Consider the following 16,197-nt stretch of genomic DNA (forward strand, 5'->3'; position numbering starts at 1 on the left):
CCGGGCAGTGCACGCTGCGCCGGTCGCCGGGAATGGCGGCCGGCGCAGTCGCGTTCTCCCGACGGACATCGAGCGAAGGAGCACCATGCCGCTGCAGGGCGAGTACGCACCGAGCACCTCCGAGTGGGCGCGCACGCAGGCCGAGACCTACGAAGCCTCCGGGGGCACCGAGGGCAACCTCCTGCGCGACCGGCCGATCATCGTGCTGACGAGCGTCGGCGCGAAGACCGGCAAGCTGCGCAAGACGGCGCTCATGCGCGTCGAGCACGACGGCGAGTACGCGGTCGTGGCGTCGCAGGGCGGTGCCCCGACGCATCCGGTCTGGTACTGGAACCTCACGAAGCACCCGCACGTCGAGCTGCAGGACGGCGCCGAGAAGCACGACTACCTCGCGCGCGAGCTCGAGCCGGGCGCCGAGCGCGACGCCTGGTGGGCGCGCGCGTGCGAAGCGTGGCCGCCGTACGCCGACTACCAGCAGAAGACCGAGCGCCTCATCCCGGTCTTCGTGCTCACGCGCACCGACGCCTGAGCCGCGGCGCCGCCGTTCGTCGACCGGTTCCGTGCGGGGCCGACCGGACTATCCGGCCGGGCGCGCACCTGGCCGGTCGACGAACGGGGAGAGCGGATGCGCGGCGCGCGCGGCGCGCGTCAGTCGAACGAGGGCTGCGGCCCGAACTCGGCGACCAGCTCGGCCGCGAGGTCGGCGACGTCGGTCGTGCCCGCGAAGTCGCGCTCGGGCTGGGCCGCCCGGTCGGCATCCGACACGAGCGCCTTCACGCGCTTGACGACGACGCGCGCCGGCGTCGCGCGCAGCGCGTGCCCGACGGCCGCGACCCACGCCTCGGCGGCGGCCTTGAGTGCCGCATAGTTGGCGTTCCCGGCCGTGGGGTGCTCGACGCCCGTCGACGACACGATCGCGACGACCCCCGCATCCGACCGCCCGATCGCGTCGGCGAACGCCCGCGTCGTGTTGCGCAGCGTGCCGACGACCCGCGCCTCGAGCCACGCCCAGTCCTCGTCGGTCTGCCCGGCGAGCCCGCCGCCGCCGCGCCAGCCGCCGACGAGGTGCACGAGCCCGTCGAGCTCGCCCACCTCGTCGGCGAGCGACCGCACCGCCTCGAGGTCGGTCAGGTCGCACGCGAAGCGCTCGCTCGCGTCGACCATGCCGAGCCTCCCCGCGTCGGAGCCGACCGCGATCACGTGGTGGCCCGCCTCGATGAGGGCGGATGCGGTGGCGTGCCCGAGCGCGCTCGTGGCGCCGGCGATGAGGATGCGCATGCAGACAGTCTGCCCCGTCACGCCGAGCCGGCGTCGACCGTCGCGAGGTCGATGCGCACGAGCACCGCCGCGGCGGTGAGCGCCGCCCCGATGAGCCCCAGCATCCACGCGCGCCGCCCCTGCACGACGAGCACGAGCACCGTCACCGCCGTCGCGAGCGCGAGCACGGGCGCGGCGATCGCGAGCGCATCGATCGCGGTCGAGACGCGCGCGGCGTAGACCGGCGTGCAGCCGCCCGGCCCGGGCACGGCCGGGCACGCGCTCTGCGTCGTGATCGGGCCGACGCCCGCGAGCATCCAGCGCGGCAGGTCGAGCAGCAGCGGCAGCAGGGCGAGCGTGGCGAGGCCGAGCGCCGCCTCGCGCACCCGGGTGCGCTTCGGCACCCGCGCCATGAGGCTCATGCCCCGACGATACGCGCCGCCGCCGCGCTCGCCCAGGTGCGCGATGCGGGGCCGCGCGACTCAGTAGGCGAAGGAGATGTGCTCGCGCCGGTGCGCGCCCGCCTCGATCTCGTCGACGACCGCGAGGGCGAAGTCGGGGCCCGAGATCGCCGAGACGCCGTCGGCGTCGACGATCGCCGTGTCGCCGCCCGTGCGGTACTCGCCGCGCCGCGACTGATCGGGCACGAACGCGCCGAAGGTGCCGGCGGGGGAGATGTACGTCCAGTCGACGTCGGTCGCGGCGACCCGCTCGTAGGCGTCGAGCAGCTCCTCCGACTCCGGGCGGTACTCGGGCGCGAACGCGTCGGTCTCGACGATGCGGCGGCCCGAGGCGTCGCGCAGCGAGCCGTAGCCGCCCACGATGAGGAACCGGGCACCGGTGCCCGCGAGCCGCGCGGCCACGTCGGCGTACGCATCCGCCACCTTGCCCTCCATGTCGCCGCGGGGCGCGAGCGCCCCGACGACCACCTCGGCGCCGTCGAGCGCCTGCGCGAGCACGTCGCCGTCGAGCACCGAGCCGCGCACGATGCGGGCGCCCTCGGGGGCGTCCTGCGGGGTCGAGCGCGAGACGAGGGTGAGCTCGTGGCCGCGGGCGGCGGCCTCGCGGGCGATGTGGCCGCCGGCGAAGCCGGTCGCGCCGAGGACGGTGATCTGCGCCATGGGGTTCCTCTCGGAGGGTCGAGCAGCGGATGCTAGGGGCAACCCGGCAGGCGGCCGGGGCATTCCTGCGTCAGCGCCGCGCCTGCAGCGCCAGCTGCTCCTCGACCAGGTCGGCGGCACGCGTCGGGCCGCCGGCCGCCGCGAAGCCACGCGCGACCGCCTCGGCGCCCGCACCCATCCGCCGGGCGCGGCGCACCGCATCCCGCACCCGCTCCGGGGTCAGCTGCCCGCGGTTGACCCGCACGCCGCAGCCGGCGTGCTCCACGCGGGCGGCGACCTCGTGCTGGTCGCGCCCCCACGGCACGACGACGACGGGCACGCCGAGCCCGAGCGCCTTCTGCGTCACGCCCATCCCGCCGTGCGTGACGGCGCAGACCGCCCGCTCGAGCACCGCGGAGTGCGGCAGGAACCGCGTGATGCGCGCGTTCGCGGGCGGCTCGAAGCCGAGCGGGGCATCGCCGGGGATGGTCGCGACGACGGAGACCGGCTCGTCGGCGAGCGCCATGAGCGCGACGCGCGCGATGTCGGTGTCGCCCTGGTAGTCGCCCGAGGTCGTGACGAGCACGATCGGCCCCTCGAGCTCGTCGAGCCACGGCGGCGTCGGCGCCTGCGGCTCCCAGCTCGTGGGCCCGACCATGCGGATGCGCGGCCCCCAGTCGACGTGCGCGTACTCGAGCGGCTCGGCGGTCGTCACGAGCATCTGCGGCGCACGGCGCAGCACCGCGTCGAAGTCGGCGCGCGGCGGCAGCCCGGCCACGTCGGCGCGCAGCGCGTTGATCGCCGGCATCGCCCGGGCGGTCGCGGCCTCGAGCACCGCGCGGCCGATGGCGGCGTTCCGCATGCGCTCGAACAGGCCACGGGCGGGCCGCAGGCCCGGTCCGAAGGCCGGCAGGCCCCGGGAGCGCAGCACCGGCGTGTAGGGCGAGATCGCGATCCACGGCAGCCCCGACCGCTCGGCGACCGCGGCGGCGCCCCACGTGTTCACGTCGGTGAGCACGATGTCGGGCCGCGAGTCGTCGATGAGATCCTGCAGGTCGGGGCCGTCGAGCGCGCCTCGGACGCAGTAGAGCTCGCTCAGGCGGAGCAGGGCGTCGAGGGGACTCCGCGCCCGCCAGTCGTCGAACTCGATGCGGTCGATCGCGGGGTCGATCTCGTCGGCGTCGAAGCCGAGCATGCGCATGCGGTCGACCTCGGAGGCGAGCGTGCGCATCCGGATCCGGTGCCCGCGCGCCTGCAGCTCGAGCAGGATGCCGGCGAACGGGAACGCGTGCGCGATGGCGGGGCTCGTGTAGGCGGCGATCAGCGCCACGCAGCACCTTCTGGCGCACCGGGGGCGTCGCCGCGCCAGCGCGGGAGCCCGACATCGGGGATCGCGTCGGCGTCGCGCCTCCGCGTGCGCTCCACGCTAGCCGCAGGCGCTGACAGCCGGGGCATGGGGCGCTGACGGGGCCGCCGCGAACGCGCGCGACTCATCGCCGCTGCAGCGCCAGCTGCTCCTCGACCAGCTCGGCGGCACGGGCGGCGCCGCCTGCCGCCTCGAAGCCCGCGGCGACCGCCTCGGCGCCCGCGCGCATCCGCCTGGCGCGGCGCACCGCATCCCGCACCCGCTCGGGGGTCAGCTGCCCGCGGTTGACGCGCACGCCGCAGCCGGCGTGCTCGACACGCGCCGCGACCTCGTGCTGGTCGCGCCCCCACGGCACGACCACGACCGGCACGCCGAGGCCGAGCGCCTTCTGCGTCACGCCCATCCCGCCGTGCGTGACGGCGCAGACGGCCCGCTCGAGCACCGCCGAGTGCGGCACGAAGTCGACGATGCGCGCGTTGCCGGGCACGTCGATGCCGAGCCGCACGCGCGCGGGCATCGTCGCGACGACCGTCACGGGCTCGTCGCGCAGCCCGTGCACCGCCGCCCGCACGATCTCGGTGTCGCCCTGGTACTCGCTCGAGGTGGTCACGAGCACGAGCGGGCCCTCGACGCCCGCGAGCCACGCGGGCGGCGCGACGGGCGGCTCCCAGGAGGTCGGGCCGACCATGCGCAGCCGCGGCTCCCAGTCGTCGTGCGGGTACTCGAGCGGCTCGGCCGTCGTCACGAGGGTGAGCGGCGGTAGCCGCTGCATCTCGTCGACCGAGCGCACGTGCGGCAGCCCCGCGACCTTCGCGCGCATGCCGTTGATGCGCGGCATGACGAGCCGCACGGCGACACCCGTGACGGTGCGCTCGAGCAGCGCGTCGCGCAGGCGCCCGGCCGCGTCGACCGCGGGGCGCAGGCCCGCGCCGTACGGCGGGCAGCCGCGCGAGACGATCGCCGGCGTGTAGGGCGAGAACGCCACCCAGGGCAGGCGTGCGCGCTCGGCGACGGCGGCGGCGCCCCACGTGTTGATGTCGGTGATGACGAGGTCGGGCTGCGCCTCGTCGAGCAGCTGCTGCAGGTCGGGCCCGTCGAGCTCGCCGCGGCTGCAGAAGATCTCGGCGGTGCGCTTCAGGCCCTCGAGCAGGGTGCGCGCGTGCCAGTCGTCGAACTCGATCTGCTCGATGGCCGGATCGATCGCGTCGGCGTCGAAGCCGAGCTGCCGCATGGCGCGCACCTGGCTCGAGAGCGTGCGGAGGCGGATGCGGTGCCCGCGCCGCTGCAGCTCCTGCAGCACGCCTGCGATCGGGAACAGGTGCCCGATCGCAGGGCTCGTGTAGGCGGCGATCGTCGCCATCCCGTGACTCCTCGCGTCGCCCTGTGCGATCGTGCTGAGCGTACGACGAGCCGCCCACGCGCGAAAGGGGCAGCCGGGGTACAGCGGATGCGCCCCGCCCCCGCGCTCGGGGACGGGCCGCATCGGCGGGCTCGGCTCAGACCGTCTCGGCCGTGATGCCCTTCGTCGAGGCGATGACGTCGCGCATCTTCTTCTCGAACGCCTCGTAGAACATCGACAGCGGGAACTCGTCGTCCATCACGAGGTCGGTCAGCTGCCGGGGCGTGCCGTCGAGCGGCAGCTCGCCGGCCTTCCAGGCGGATGCGGGGTGCGGCTCGACCACGGAGGAGACGAGCTCGTACGCCGCGAGCCAGTGCGCGACCTTCGGCCGGTCGATCGAGCGCCAGTAGAGGTGCTCGATCGCCTCGCCCAGCCTGTTGACGACGTCGGGCACCTCGTCCCAGTCGAAGGCGAGCTGCGTGTCGGTCCAGTGCAGCACGCGGTGCTGGTGCAGCCACGCGAAGAGCAGCTGGCCGCCGAGGCCGTCGTAGTTGCGGGTGCGGCTGCCGGTGATCGCGAAGCGGAAGATGCGGTCGAAGATGACCGCGTACTGCACGAGCTTCGCGTGCTTCGCGAGGTCGCGGTCGGCGTCGGTGGCGTGCTCGTCGGCGACGATGCGCCGCTCGATCGCGACCGACTCGCGGAAGGCCGTGAGATCGCAGCGCAGCTCCTCGAGCGAATAGAGGAAGAAGGGCATGCGCTGCTTGATCATGAACGGGTCGAAGGGGAGGTCGCCGCGCATGTGGGTGCGGTCGTGGATGAGGTCCCACATGACGAACGTCTCCTCGGCGAGGCGCTGGTCGGCGAGCATCTCGGCGGCGTCGGCCGGCAGCTCGAGCTTCGTGACCTCGCACGCGGCCTCGACGACGCGGCGGAAGCGGGCCGCCTCGCGGTCCTGGAAGATCGCGCCCCACGTGAAGGCGGGGATCTCGCGCATCGCGACCGTCTCGGGGAAGAGCACCGCCGAGTTGGTGTCGTAGCCGGCGGTGAAGTCGATGAAGCGCAGCGGCACGAAGAGCGCGTTGCCGTAGTCGCCGGCCTCGAGCTCGGCGATGAACTCGGGCCAGATCACCTCGACCAGCACGGCCTCGACGAGCCGGTCGCTCGAGCCGTTCTGCGTATACATGGGGAAGATGACGAGGTGCTGCAGCCCGTCGACGCGGTGCTGCTGCGGCTGGAAGCGCACGAGGGCGTCGAAGAAGTCGGGCTCGCCGAAGCCCTCGGCCGCCCAGCGCTCGAAGTCGAGGGCGGCCTGCGCGAGGTAGTCGGCGTCGTGGGGGAACTCGGGGGCGATGTCGCGGATGCCCTGGGCCAGCTCGGCGACGTGGGCGCGGGCGGCGTCGTGGTGGGCGGCGTCCTCGATGGAGCCGTTCTTCGACTGCAGCGGCTGCAGCGCCGTCGCGGCCGCCTTGATGCGGAGCCAGGCGGGGTGCTGGCGGAGGTCGGCGGCGGTGGCCTGGGTCATCGTCATGGGAGCCTCCTGGGCGTGTCGGCGCCGGTGATCCGGCGGTGCGATCGGAGCGCTGGGGGCGCGGGATCGGTGCGTGAATCCAGCGTATGGGCGCCTTCGCGCACGTATCTTGTGGCCAGCCCCGGCTTTCCTGCCCGTTTCGAGCGCGGCGCGGATGCCAGCCGTCGGCCGCAATTCCTTTGCGTGAGCATCCCTCATGCGCCGGATTCGTACGAATTCGGAAGATTGCGGCATCAGAAGGTGGCGCCGAGTGGGCGGCCCCGCCTACTGTCGCTGCCAGGGAGGGGAGGCCCATGCAGACGACGCGCGCCACGAGGCCGGTCGCGGTCACCGGTGCGCTGGTCGCCGTGACGCTGGTGCTGCACGCCTCCGCGACGGCCGCACTCGTGTGGAACGCCGTCCTGCCCTCGGATCGCCTCGGATCGGCCACGCTGCTGTGGGGCGCGGTCACGTGGCTGCCGTCGCTCGTGTGGGCGGCGCTCGTCATCGCCAGATCTGCCCACTGGCGCGTGGTCTCGGCCTTCTGGCTCCCCGGCGCCGCGACGCTCGTGGGGATGCTCATGTTCCTGATGACGTTCACCACGCGCGTCTCGGGCATCGACCTGTCCGGCATCGGCACGGGCGCGATGGTCTCGTCGTGGATCCTGCTCGTGTGCGCCTTCGTGGTCGCCGTGGCGAGCCGGTTCGCGCGCATCTCGGGCGACAGCCTCGCCGAGCTCGAGGCGTCCCTCGCCGAGGACGGCCGGCCGGCCCCGCAGCCGCAGCCGCAGCCGCAGCCGCAGCCGCCGAGCGTCGCGTAGCGCAGCAGCACCCCGACACGAAGACGCCCCGACCGGCGTGCTGCATCTCGGTCGGGGCGTTCGCCCAGCTCTTGTCCTGTGAGCGGAACTCGAACTGGATCCACCATCCCATCCGTCGCTCGTCCCCTCGGCCCGGCAGCGGTCGCTTGAGCCAACAATCGGCAGACCTTGCGCCGACGCAGAGGTCGCTCGCCGCATCGCGCCGGCCGGCGGCGAGGGGCGCCGCCCTCAGACCAGGGCGGATGCGGCGGCGAAGCCCACCCAGCACCCGGCTGCCGCGAGCAGCGGCGGCACGATCGCCCAGCGCTGCCGGGTCGCGGCGGCCGCGGCGCCGATCGCGTTGCCGACGAGCGTCACGCCGATCACCGACACCCAGAACGTCAGCCGCCCGGGACCGTCATCCGTGCCGGCCGCCTCGGCGGCCTGCACGATCGCGCTGTCGCCGACCGGCGCCAGCAGCAGCACGCCCAGCAGGTTCGCGAAGATCAGCACCCACCCGGCGAGCCGCAGGCGGTCGGCGGGCGTCCACTCGCGCTCGGGCTCGAGCTCGTCCCACTCCTCGGCGCTCACGCGGCACCAGCCGTCGCCGACGACGCGGCGACCCCCGACGCATCCGCCATCAGAAGATCATCGGCCGGTCGTCGTCGAGCTCGGTCTCGAGGTCGAGGTCGACGACCACCGGCACGTGGTCGCTCGGGGCGTCGCCGGCGCGCTCGTCGCGGTCGATGCGGGCGCGCGAGACGAGCTCGGCGAGCTCGGGGCTGCCGAGCACGAAGTCGATGCGCATGCCCTCGTCCTTGTTCCAGCGCCCGGCCTTGTAGTCCCAGTAGGTGTAGCCGGGGGCGCGGTCGCGCACGACGTCGACGAGGCCCCCCTCGAGCAGCGCGCCGAACGCCTCGCGCTCGGGCTGCGACACGTGCGTCGAGCCGTCGAAGGCGCCGATGTCCCACACGTCGGTGTCGAGCGGCGCGATGTTGAAGTCGCCCATGAGCGCGAGCGGCTGCCCGCGCCACTCGTCGAGCAGGCCCGTCAGCACCCGCAGCCACTCGAGCTTGTAGCCGTAGTGCGCGTGCGTGAGCTCGCGGCCGTTGGGCACGTAGAGGCTCCAGAGCCGCACGCCCTCGACCGTCGCCGCCATCGCGCGCGCCTCCACCACCGGGTCGCCGGTGTTGGCGTAGCCGGGCTGGCCCGGGAAGTCGCGCTCGACCTCGGTCATCGGCAGCCGCGACGCGATCGCGACGCCGTTCCACTGGCTGTGGCCGTGCGCCTGCACCTCATAGCCCGCGGCCTCGAACGCCGCGTAGGGGAACTGCTCCGTCTTGCACTTGATCTCCTGCATCGCGAGCACGTCGACGTCGCTGCGCTCGAGCCAGTCGACGATGCGGGCCGTGCGGGCGCGCACGGAGTTCACGTTCCAGGTGGCGATGCGCATGCTCCGAGCCTAGATGGGGCGGCGGATGCGTGGGGTGCGGGCGCGCGTGTACCCCTGGTGCACACTGGATGCATGGTAACCGCGCGCGAACGCTACCTCCAGGCGCTCGATCTCTTCTCCGCCGAGGCTCGAGCCGGAGCGGACCGACTGGGTCTGCCGTCGGCGTGCTCCGACTGGTCGATCGCCGACGTCGTGCGCCACGTCTCGGGCGTGCAGGCCGAGCACGGCGGGGCGGCGCTGCTGGGCGGCGACCCCGGCTCCGAGGAGCGGGAGCACCTCGAGATCATGGATCCGGGCGGCGACTTCGAGGCTGTCGAGCGCTGGGAGGACCTCGCGGCGCAGCTGCGTTCCGCGGCGCACACCGCGGTCGAGGAGCGCTTCGCAGCGCTCGCCCTGCCGACGCTCGACATGGCGCTCCACGCGTGGGACGTGCGCTGGGCCTCAGCCCGCGTGGGGCTCTCCGGCAACCTCGAGTTCCCCGCCGACCTGCTCGAGTGGATGGAGGCGTTCCGCGACAGCGCCGACGAGGCGGCCGTGCGCCGGCCCGGCATCTTCGACGCGCCGATCGAGCCGCCGGCCGGCGCGACGCGGTCGGAGCGCCTCGTCGCGTGGGCGGGCCGCGACCCGCGCGCGGGCATGCGGCCGCGCGCAGACAGCGTGCCCGTCCCGACCGACGCGTCCTGACGCATCCGCCCACCGGTTGACGCATCTGGGGTGCCGGCGCGAAGTAGCCTGGTAGGCGTGACCGCGCGCGACCGACTCATCCAGCTCATCCGCGACGAGGCCGTCTTCCACGGCGACTTCGTGCTCACGAGCGGCAAGCGCGCGAGCTACTACATCGACCTGCGCAAGCTCTCGCTCGACCACCGCGCCGCGCCCCTCATCGGCGACGTGCTGCTCGACCTCATCGCCGACATCCCCGACCTCGCCGCGGTCGGCGGCCTCACGATGGGCGCCGACCCGCTCGCGAACGCCGTGCTGCACCGCGGCCTCGCCCGCGGGCTCGAGGTCGACGCGTTCGTCGTGCGCAAGGAGCCGAAGGACCACGGCCGCGGCCGCCAGATCGAGGGGCCCGACCTCGCCGGCAAGCGCGTCGTCGTGCTCGAGGACACCTCCACCACCGGCGGCAGCCCGCTGAAGGCGATCGAGGCGCTGCGGAAGGTCGGCGCCGAGGTCGTCGCCGTCGCGGTGATCGTCGACCGCGCCACCGGCGCGCAGGCGGCGATCGAGGCGGCGGGCGTCGAGTACCGCGCGGCGATCACCCTCGACGACCTCGGGCTCGAGCCGCAGTAGCCCCGCCCCGGCACACGTCGAGCTTCCCTCTCCGGCGGGCTCTCGTGGCGGGAACCCGCATCTCAGGGAAGTTCGGCCAGAGCGCCGTGTCAGACTTGCTATCTGACAAGCGGCGGATGCGGGAGGTCACGTGGGCGGAGTGCTCATCGGCTTCGGCATCATCGGCTTCGTCATCCTCGTCGGCTGGCTGCTCGCGCGCTTCCGGATCGTCGATCAGGAGGGGCGGCTCGTGCTCAACCGCACGAGCTTCTTCGCCGCGAGCCCTGCGCTGCTCTTCACGGTGCTGAGCGAGGCCGACGTGGGCCTGCTGTTCTCGAGCGTGCTCGCGGTCGCGCTGATCGCGTTCGTCGCGGTCGCACTCATCTACGCGGTCGTCGCGCGCATCTGGTTCACCCGCGATCCGAGCCGGATCGCGATCGCCGCGACCGCGACCGGCTACTCGAACATCAACAACATCGGGCTGCCCGTCGCGATCTACGTCATCGGCGACGCGAGCTTCGTGGGGCCCATGCTGCTGCTCCAGCTGCTGCTGCTCGCCCCCGCCCTGCTCGCGACCCTCGACATCCTGACCGCAGGCCGCGCATCCGTCTCGCGCATCCTCACCCAGCCGCTCCGCAACCCGATGCTCATCGCGTCGGCCCTCGGTGCGCTGGTCTCGGCGCTCGAGATCGAGCTGCCCGCCCCGGTGCTCGCGCCGCTCGAGATCCTCGGCGGCGCCGCGGTGCCGCTCATGCTGCTCGCGTTCGGCATCTCGCTCAGCGGCGACCGGCCGCTGCAGCCGGGCTCCGGCCGCAAGGAGGTGGCGCTCGCGGTGCTGCTGAAGTCGCTCGTCATGCCGGTCGTGGCCTTCGCGCTCGCGCGCTTCGCCTTCGGCCTCGACGAGCAGCTCGTCTACGCGTGCACCGTGATGGCGGCGCTGCCGAGCGCGCAGAACATGTACCAGTACGCGCTGCGCTACGACCGCGCGACCCTCATCACCCGCGACATCGTGCTGCTGACGACCTTCGGATCGCTGCCGGTGATGCTGCTGATCGCCTGGCTCCTCGGGCCTGCCTAGGTCGCGGCTCCCGGCCACTCGGTGAGCGGCGGCGCCGGCCGCAGCCGGCCGGTCTCGGGCACGGGCAGCTCCCAGAAGCGGGCGTCGCCGCCGACCGCGCCGAGGTCGTCGCGCTTGACGCGCACCCGCTCGGGCGTGAGCTCGGTGACCCGCACGCGCACGTCACCGTCGTCGACCGAGAGCAGGAAGGCATCCGTCAGCCACGCGATCGGGTGCTCGTCGAGCGCCTCCTCGGCGGCGAGCCAGTCGGCTGCCTCAGCGAGCGGGCGGCCGAGCAGGTCCATCGGCTGGAAGTCGTCGCCGACCATCCGCACGTAGCCGACGGTCTCGCCGTCGGGCCGTCGGTGGGGCATCCAGTCGCTCGGGATCATGCCGACCACGATACGGCGGATGCGCTGGGGCACGTCGCGCGGGATGGCCTACGGTGTGCGCATGAGCGACGCCGCACCGCAGCACCCACCGCACGCGACGGGCGGGCGGCCGCCGCAGCAGTACGCGCCGCCGCCCGCGCGCCGCGGCGGCCGGACGTTCGCGATCCTGGCGCTCGTCGTCGCCGGCCTCGAGGTGCTCACCGGGCCGCTCATGGTGCTCGTGCTCAGCGGAGCGATCCGCGCTGGCCTCGACCCCTCGGGCATCGGCTTGCTGAGCGGCGGCGTCGGCGCGCTCAGCGCGGTGCTCGGCGCGATCGCCGCGGCGCTCGCGATCGTCTCGATCCTCCGCCGCGAGCCGGCGCGCGTGCTCGCCGGCATCGCGCTCGGCGTCGCGATCTCGGCGCTCGCGTCGCTGATCGCGTCGGCCCTGCAGGTCGTGCTCTTCTCGTTCTGAGCCGCGGGCGCGGCGGGGCCCACGGGCGTCGCGGCCGCTACTGCGAGAGCTCGCGGTCCAGGCGGTCGAGCAGCGCCTCGAGCGAGATCTCGAACTCCTCGTCGCTGCGATCCTCGCTCAGCAGGGGGCGCAGACGAAGGACCTCCGGCGCGTCGTCGAGCGTGAGCTCGCCGTCAGCGTGCGCGATGGTCGCGTCGCCCTCGTCGAGCGGCTCCTCGACCGGACCGGTGTCGGCTCCCCGCACCGACGACTCGAGCAGCAGCTGCCCGAGCAGGAAGCTGCTGAAGAGGCGGTAGGTCGTGACGGCCTGCTGATCGCTGAAGCCCTGCTGCACAAGGGTGCTGAGCAGGGTCTCGATGACCTCGACGCTGCGCAGCGGCGGGCGCAGCCACGGTGCCGCCGGGTGCCGGGTCGCGACGAGCGGGAAGGCCTTCGGGTGCTCGATCGCGATGCGACGCACGCGATGCGCGAACATCTGGAGGAAGCCCTGCCAGTGCTCGGCGAGCTCGTCGTCGAGCTCTGCCGTCAGGTCGCCCATGAGCCGGTTCACGACGCCCTCGAGCAGATCCTCCTTGCCGTGCACGTAGCGATACAGCGCCATGGCCTCCACGCCCAGGTCCTGCGCTAGCGATCGCATGGTGAGGCCGTGCGGCCCTGATCGGTCGATGTGCGCGAGGGCGGCGTCGATGACCAGCTCTTGGCTCAGCCGCCGCGTGGGCGCGGCCGACGCCGGCTTGCTGGTCGATCGCTTCGTCATCCGTCTTCCCTCTCGGTGCGGTGGCCCGCGCTCGCGCCCAACGCTACTGTGGTTTACGTAGTAAACCGATGGCTCACGACGACACCGTCACCCATCGATCCACGACCCGACCACGCTTGCGAGGAGCAGCCGTGCAGCGCACGAAGGAGACCGACGGTCTCATGACGCACCTGTCCGCCGCGCTCTCGACGCGCGCGGACCGGGCGAGGCTGCGAGGCGCACACCGCCAGACGCCCGTGACGACGGAGTTCGAGATCCGCATCCTCCGCGAGGGCGACCGGAAGGTGCTCCACGCCGGTGCGGTCTCGTCGCTCGTCTCCACCGCCTTCCTCGAGGCGCTGTTCATGACGACGAACGACGCGACGCTGCAGCGCCTCGTGCCGAGGAACCCGCGCGCGCCGCTCTGGGTCATCGCGCGCGGCGTGCACCGCGACTTCGACGAGGCGGCGCTCGCGAGCTTCGCGAGCCGCATGGGCCGACCGGATCTCGCAGCTGCGTTCGGAGAGCCCATCGCCGACGGCACGGTCACGCTCGAGGAGCGCTGGGTCGCGATCGGCGGCGGTGCGCCGCCGCTGCTCGAGCCGAGGCTGCGCTGCGGCGACGCATCCGTCGGGCACGAGCCGACGGGCGACCCCGACGATGACGGCACGGCTGGAGCCCGCCGCGACTGAGCTGAGCGCACGGGCTCGGTGCGGCCCGCGGCGAGGACGCGGCCCGGGAGCGCGCCGACGAGGGTGCGCTCGCGGAATCGCCAAGCCGACGCATCCGTTGCATCAGTCGTTGCGGTTCGGACGAGCGGGCGAGAGGGTGGCGGTGCGGGAGCAGGGGGAGCGGCGAGCGGCCGTCGTGGTCATCGGCGCCGGTCAGGCCGGGCTGTCGGCCGGCTACCACCTGCAGCAGCGCGGCTTCGCGAGCGCGCTCGACGAGCCGGGGGCCGGGCGCACCTTCATCATGCTCGACGCGGACGCGACACCCGGCGGCGCATGGCAGCACCGGTGGGAGTCGCTGCGGATGTCGACGGTCAACGGGATCTTCGACCTGCCGGGCTTCCCGCAGCCGCCGATCGACCCGGCCGAGCCGAGCCGCACCGCCGTGCCGCGCTACTTCGCCGGCTTCGAGCGCGAGATGGCGCTGCCGGTCCTGCGGCCCGTCGCCGTGCACGCGGTCGAGCGGGTCGACGACGACCCCGAGGGCGAGCTGCTCGTCGAGTCGAGCGGGGGCCGCTGGCGCACGCGGGCGATCATCAACGCGACCGGCACGTGGAACAACCCGGTGCTGCCGCACTACCCTGGCGCCGAGCGGTTCCTCGGTCGCCAGCTGCACACGCTCGACTACACGTCGGCCGACGAGTTCGCCGGGCAGCGCGTGGCCGTCGTCGGGGGCGGCATCTCTGCCGTGCAGCTGCTCGAGGAGCTCTCGCGCGTCGCCGACACCCGCTGGTACACGCGCCGCGAGCCGGTCTTCCTCGAGGGCGACTTCGAGCCCGAGATCACGGGTCGCAAGGTGATCGAGCAGGTGACTGCCGATGCCGAGGCGGGCCGGCCGACCGGCAGCGTCGTCTCCTACACCGGCCTCATCTGGACGCCGTACGCCCGCGCGGCGAAGGTGCGCGGCGCGCTCGAGCGGCGGCCGATGTTCGTCTCGATCGAGCCGCATGGCGTGCGCGAAGCCGACGGCACCCTCACGACCGTCGACGCGATCCTCTGGGCGACGGGCTTCAAGGCCGACCTCGCGCACCTCGAGCCGCTGGCGCTTCGCAACGAGCTCGGCGCCGTGCAGGTGCGCGGCACCCGCGTCGTCAAGGAGCCGCGCGTGCACCTCATCGGCTTCGGCCCGAGCCAGTCGACGGTCGGCGCGAACCGCGCCGGCCGCGCGGCGGCGCGCGAGCTCGACCGGCTGCTCTTGCGGGCCGACGACCGGGCGCTCGCGGCTCCGGGCCAGCGGCGTAGCGTGGAGGCGTGAGCCTCGCCGACCGCCTCCTCAAGCCGCCGCCGCGCATCGTCGCCGGCGAGCCGGGCACGGGCTGGCTGGGGCTGCTGACCTCGTGGGCGGCCGTCGGCTACGGCGCGGCTGCCGCGGCGAAGGCAGGCGGGCTCCTCATCTCCTTCGACGACGGCGCGTGCGGCATCCACTCGGCCACGGTCTGCCAGGTGGCCGGCTGGGGCGGCCTGCTCATGGGCGTCGTCGTGCTCGGTGTCGCGGCGCTGCTCTCCATCGTCGTCGCGCGCGGCTTCGGCCCGCCGACGACGTGGTGGGTGCTGCCGGTCATGCTCGGCGCGCTCGCGCTCGCGCCGTTCCAGGCCGCGCCGGGCGCGAGCATCGCGTGGGTGTGGCTGCTCGTCTCGGCGGCGGCCGCTGTCGCGGCGATCGCGCTCGCGGGCATGGTCGTGCGGCGGGGGAGGGCGGCGCTGTTCGGCTGGATCCGGCTCGACGGGCTCGACGCGCGCGAGGTGCCGCACCGGCCGCTCGACCAGCTCGTGGCGCCCGCTGCGGTCGCCGTCGCGATCGGCGGGGGCTTCTTCGCGGCCAACGTCGTGCGCCTGCTCTCGGAGGCTTGAGCGCCCGGCCGTCTCACCGCAGCCGTCGTGCCGTCGACCCGTCAGGCGTCGACGTGCGGCTCGTCGAGCTCCGACTCGACGGGGGCGCGCTCGACGAGCTCGTGCACGCCAGCGAGCATCTCGTCGGGGCGGAACGGGTAGGTCTCGACGAGTGCGGCGTTCGAGATGCCGGTCATGACGAGCACGGTGTGGAGGCCCGCCTCCATGCCGGCGATGATGTCGGTGTCCATGCGGTCGCCGATCATGCCGGTGACCTCGCTGTGCGCGCCGATCTTGTTGAGCGCCGAGCGGAACATCATCGGGTTCGGCTTGCCCACGATGTAGGGCGTGCGGCCCGTCGCCGTCGTGATGAGCGCGTTGATGGCGCCGGTCGCCGGCAGGATGCCGTCGGCGCTCGGGCCCGTCGCGTCGGGGTTCGTGGAGATGAAGCGAGCACCGCCGGCGATCAGGCGGATGGCCTTCGTGATCGCCTCGAACGAGTAGGAGCGCGTCTCGCCGATGACGACGAAGTCCGGATCCGAGTCCGTCATCGTGAACCCGATCTCGTGCAGCGCCGTGATGATGCCTGCCTCGCCGATCACGTAGGCAGAGCCGCCAGGCGCCTGATCGTGCAGGAAGTCGGCGGTGGCGAGCGCGCTCGTCCAGATGCGCGCCTCCGGCACCTCGAGACCGGATGCGCGCAGGCGGGCCGCGAGATCGCGGGGCGTGAAGATCGAGTTGTTCGTGAGCACGAGGAACTCCGTGCCCGCGTCCTGCCACTGCCGCAGCAGCTCCTTCGCGCCCGGGAGCGGGCGGTTCTCATGGACGAGCACGCCGTCCATGTCGGTGAGCCAGCATTCGATGTCCTCGCGCGTTCGCATGCCCTGAGGCTACGGCGTGCGG

Annotated in this window: 20 protein-coding genes; 9 read left to right on the top strand and 11 right to left on the bottom strand. The window is 73.6% G+C overall.

Going from position 1 to position 16,197, the window contains the following annotated elements:
* Positions 1-85 precede the first annotated feature (85 nt).
* A complete protein-coding gene (locus tag FQ330_RS02590; protein WP_146354963.1) occupies positions 86-529 on the top strand; it encodes a nitroreductase family deazaflavin-dependent oxidoreductase in 444 nt (147 codons plus the stop codon).
* Between the two features lie 119 nt (positions 530-648).
* Here the strand turns inward: FQ330_RS02590 and FQ330_RS02595 are convergent, their stop codons facing one another.
* From FQ330_RS02595 to FQ330_RS02620, 6 genes are all read right to left on the bottom strand, one after another.
* On the bottom strand, positions 649-1,278 hold the full coding sequence (locus tag FQ330_RS02595; RefSeq protein WP_146354965.1) for an SDR family NAD(P)-dependent oxidoreductase: 630 nt from the start codon (positions 1,276-1,278) through the stop codon (positions 649-651).
* A 17-nt stretch (positions 1,279-1,295) separates the two neighbouring features.
* Positions 1,296-1,679, bottom strand: a complete 384-nt coding sequence (locus FQ330_RS02600; RefSeq protein ID WP_146354967.1) for a hypothetical protein — start codon at positions 1,677-1,679, stop codon at positions 1,296-1,298.
* A 60-nt stretch (positions 1,680-1,739) separates the two neighbouring features.
* On the bottom strand, positions 1,740-2,378 hold the full coding sequence (locus tag FQ330_RS02605) for an NAD(P)-dependent oxidoreductase (RefSeq protein ID WP_146354969.1): 639 nt from the start codon (positions 2,376-2,378) through the stop codon (positions 1,740-1,742).
* A 70-nt stretch (positions 2,379-2,448) separates the two neighbouring features.
* Complete coding sequence (locus FQ330_RS02610; RefSeq protein WP_192575816.1) at positions 2,449-3,687, bottom strand: glycosyltransferase; 1,239 nt, start codon at positions 3,685-3,687, stop codon at positions 2,449-2,451.
* 160 nt (positions 3,688-3,847) lie between these two features.
* On the bottom strand, positions 3,848-5,083 hold the full coding sequence (locus FQ330_RS02615; RefSeq protein ID WP_146354973.1) for a glycosyltransferase: 1,236 nt from the start codon (positions 5,081-5,083) through the stop codon (positions 3,848-3,850).
* Between the two features lie 136 nt (positions 5,084-5,219).
* Positions 5,220-6,593 (bottom strand): DUF6421 family protein, encoded by a 1,374-nt coding sequence (locus FQ330_RS02620; protein ID WP_146354975.1) that lies wholly within the window; start codon positions 6,591-6,593, stop codon positions 5,220-5,222.
* Between the two features lie 293 nt (positions 6,594-6,886).
* Between FQ330_RS02620 and FQ330_RS02625 the strand changes: the two genes are divergently transcribed.
* Positions 6,887-7,393, top strand: a complete 507-nt coding sequence (locus tag FQ330_RS02625) for a hypothetical protein (protein WP_146354977.1) — start codon at positions 6,887-6,889, stop codon at positions 7,391-7,393.
* 228 nt (positions 7,394-7,621) lie between these two features.
* Here the strand turns inward: FQ330_RS02625 and FQ330_RS02630 are convergent, their stop codons facing one another.
* Entirely contained in the window at positions 7,622-7,963 is a 342-nt protein-coding gene (locus FQ330_RS02630) for a hypothetical protein (RefSeq protein WP_146354979.1), read from the bottom strand.
* 49 nt (positions 7,964-8,012) lie between these two features.
* Positions 8,013-8,825 (bottom strand): exodeoxyribonuclease III, encoded by an 813-nt coding sequence (locus FQ330_RS02635; protein WP_146354981.1) that lies wholly within the window; start codon positions 8,823-8,825, stop codon positions 8,013-8,015.
* 72 nt (positions 8,826-8,897) lie between these two features.
* Between FQ330_RS02635 and FQ330_RS02640 the strand changes: the two genes are divergently transcribed.
* The 3 genes from FQ330_RS02640 to FQ330_RS02650 all read left to right on the top strand — a co-directional run bounded on the left by FQ330_RS02640 (position 8,898) and on the right by FQ330_RS02650 (position 11,175).
* Positions 8,898-9,509 (top strand): DinB family protein, encoded by a 612-nt coding sequence (locus tag FQ330_RS02640; protein ID WP_146354983.1) that lies wholly within the window; start codon positions 8,898-8,900, stop codon positions 9,507-9,509.
* Positions 9,510-9,566: 57 nt separating this feature from the next.
* Positions 9,567-10,118 (top strand): orotate phosphoribosyltransferase, encoded by a 552-nt coding sequence (pyrE, locus tag FQ330_RS02645; protein ID WP_225792656.1) that lies wholly within the window; start codon positions 9,567-9,569, stop codon positions 10,116-10,118.
* Positions 10,119-10,248: 130 nt separating this feature from the next.
* On the top strand, positions 10,249-11,175 hold the full coding sequence (locus FQ330_RS02650; RefSeq protein WP_146354985.1) for an AEC family transporter: 927 nt from the start codon (positions 10,249-10,251) through the stop codon (positions 11,173-11,175).
* Here FQ330_RS02650 and FQ330_RS02655 read toward each other — a convergent pair.
* Complete coding sequence (locus FQ330_RS02655; RefSeq protein WP_146354987.1) at positions 11,172-11,546, bottom strand: hypothetical protein; 375 nt, start codon at positions 11,544-11,546, stop codon at positions 11,172-11,174. The two genes, FQ330_RS02650 and FQ330_RS02655, sit on opposite strands and share 4 nt — an antisense overlap.
* A gap of 61 nt (positions 11,547-11,607) precedes the next feature.
* On the opposite strand from FQ330_RS02655, the gene FQ330_RS02660 reads away from it, so the two are divergent.
* Positions 11,608-12,000 (top strand): hypothetical protein, encoded by a 393-nt coding sequence (locus tag FQ330_RS02660; RefSeq protein ID WP_146354989.1) that lies wholly within the window; start codon positions 11,608-11,610, stop codon positions 11,998-12,000.
* A gap of 37 nt (positions 12,001-12,037) precedes the next feature.
* Here FQ330_RS02660 and FQ330_RS02665 read toward each other — a convergent pair whose 3' ends face one another.
* Complete coding sequence (locus tag FQ330_RS02665; protein WP_146354991.1) at positions 12,038-12,757, bottom strand: TetR/AcrR family transcriptional regulator C-terminal domain-containing protein; 720 nt, start codon at positions 12,755-12,757, stop codon at positions 12,038-12,040.
* Between the two features lie 131 nt (positions 12,758-12,888).
* On the opposite strand from FQ330_RS02665, the gene FQ330_RS02670 reads away from it, so the two are divergent.
* From FQ330_RS02670 to FQ330_RS02680, 3 genes are all read left to right on the top strand, one after another.
* Entirely contained in the window at positions 12,889-13,428 is a 540-nt protein-coding gene (locus tag FQ330_RS02670; protein ID WP_146354993.1) for a hypothetical protein, read from the top strand.
* Between the two features lie 109 nt (positions 13,429-13,537).
* Positions 13,538-14,719: an NAD(P)-binding domain-containing protein gene (locus FQ330_RS02675; RefSeq protein ID WP_225792657.1), complete on the top strand. Its 1,182-nt coding sequence runs from the start codon at positions 13,538-13,540 to the stop codon at positions 14,717-14,719.
* The gene (locus FQ330_RS02680; protein WP_146354997.1) at positions 14,716-15,315 is read left to right on the top strand and encodes a hypothetical protein; all 600 of its coding nucleotides are present in this window, start codon (positions 14,716-14,718) and stop codon (positions 15,313-15,315) included. The genes FQ330_RS02675 and FQ330_RS02680 overlap by 4 nt, the downstream gene beginning before the upstream one ends.
* Positions 15,316-15,356: 41 nt before the next feature.
* Here the strand turns inward: FQ330_RS02680 and FQ330_RS02685 are convergent, their stop codons facing one another.
* On the bottom strand, positions 15,357-16,175 hold the full coding sequence (locus FQ330_RS02685; protein ID WP_146354999.1) for an HAD-IIA family hydrolase: 819 nt from the start codon (positions 16,173-16,175) through the stop codon (positions 15,357-15,359).
* Positions 16,176-16,197 lie beyond the last annotated feature (22 nt).

Origin of the sequence: Agrococcus sediminis, assembly GCF_007923295.1 — a bacterium.
Classification (GTDB): domain Bacteria; phylum Actinomycetota; class Actinomycetes; order Actinomycetales; family Microbacteriaceae; genus Agrococcus; species Agrococcus sediminis.

Excerpts from the sequence above, each read along its gene's own strand:
- FQ330_RS02655 (WP_146354987.1), bottom strand. The coding sequence starts at position 11,546 with ATGATCCCGAGCGACTGGATGCCCCACCGACGGCCCGACGGCGAGACC.
- FQ330_RS02640 (WP_146354983.1), top strand. The coding sequence starts at position 8,898 with ATGGTAACCGCGCGCGAACGCTACCTCCAGGCGCTCGATCTCTTCTCC.
- FQ330_RS02635 (WP_146354981.1), bottom strand. The coding sequence starts at position 8,825 with ATGCGCATCGCCACCTGGAACGTGAACTCCGTGCGCGCCCGCACGGCC.
- FQ330_RS02620 (WP_146354975.1), bottom strand. The coding sequence starts at position 6,593 with ATGACGATGACCCAGGCCACCGCCGCCGACCTCCGCCAGCACCCCGCC.
- FQ330_RS02605 (WP_146354969.1), bottom strand. The coding sequence starts at position 2,378 with ATGGCGCAGATCACCGTCCTCGGCGCGACCGGCTTCGCCGGCGGCCAC.
- FQ330_RS02665 (WP_146354991.1), bottom strand. The coding sequence starts at position 12,757 with ATGACGAAGCGATCGACCAGCAAGCCGGCGTCGGCCGCGCCCACGCGG.
- FQ330_RS02600 (WP_146354967.1), bottom strand. The coding sequence starts at position 1,679 with ATGAGCCTCATGGCGCGGGTGCCGAAGCGCACCCGGGTGCGCGAGGCG.
- FQ330_RS02660 (WP_146354989.1), top strand. The coding sequence starts at position 11,608 with ATGAGCGACGCCGCACCGCAGCACCCACCGCACGCGACGGGCGGGCGG.
- FQ330_RS02595 (WP_146354965.1), bottom strand. The coding sequence starts at position 1,278 with ATGCGCATCCTCATCGCCGGCGCCACGAGCGCGCTCGGGCACGCCACC.
- FQ330_RS02590 (WP_146354963.1), top strand. The coding sequence starts at position 86 with ATGCCGCTGCAGGGCGAGTACGCACCGAGCACCTCCGAGTGGGCGCGC.
- FQ330_RS02615 (WP_146354973.1), bottom strand. The coding sequence starts at position 5,083 with ATGGCGACGATCGCCGCCTACACGAGCCCTGCGATCGGGCACCTGTTC.
- FQ330_RS02685 (WP_146354999.1), bottom strand. The coding sequence starts at position 16,175 with ATGCGAACGCGCGAGGACATCGAATGCTGGCTCACCGACATGGACGGC.
- FQ330_RS02625 (WP_146354977.1), top strand. The coding sequence starts at position 6,887 with ATGCAGACGACGCGCGCCACGAGGCCGGTCGCGGTCACCGGTGCGCTG.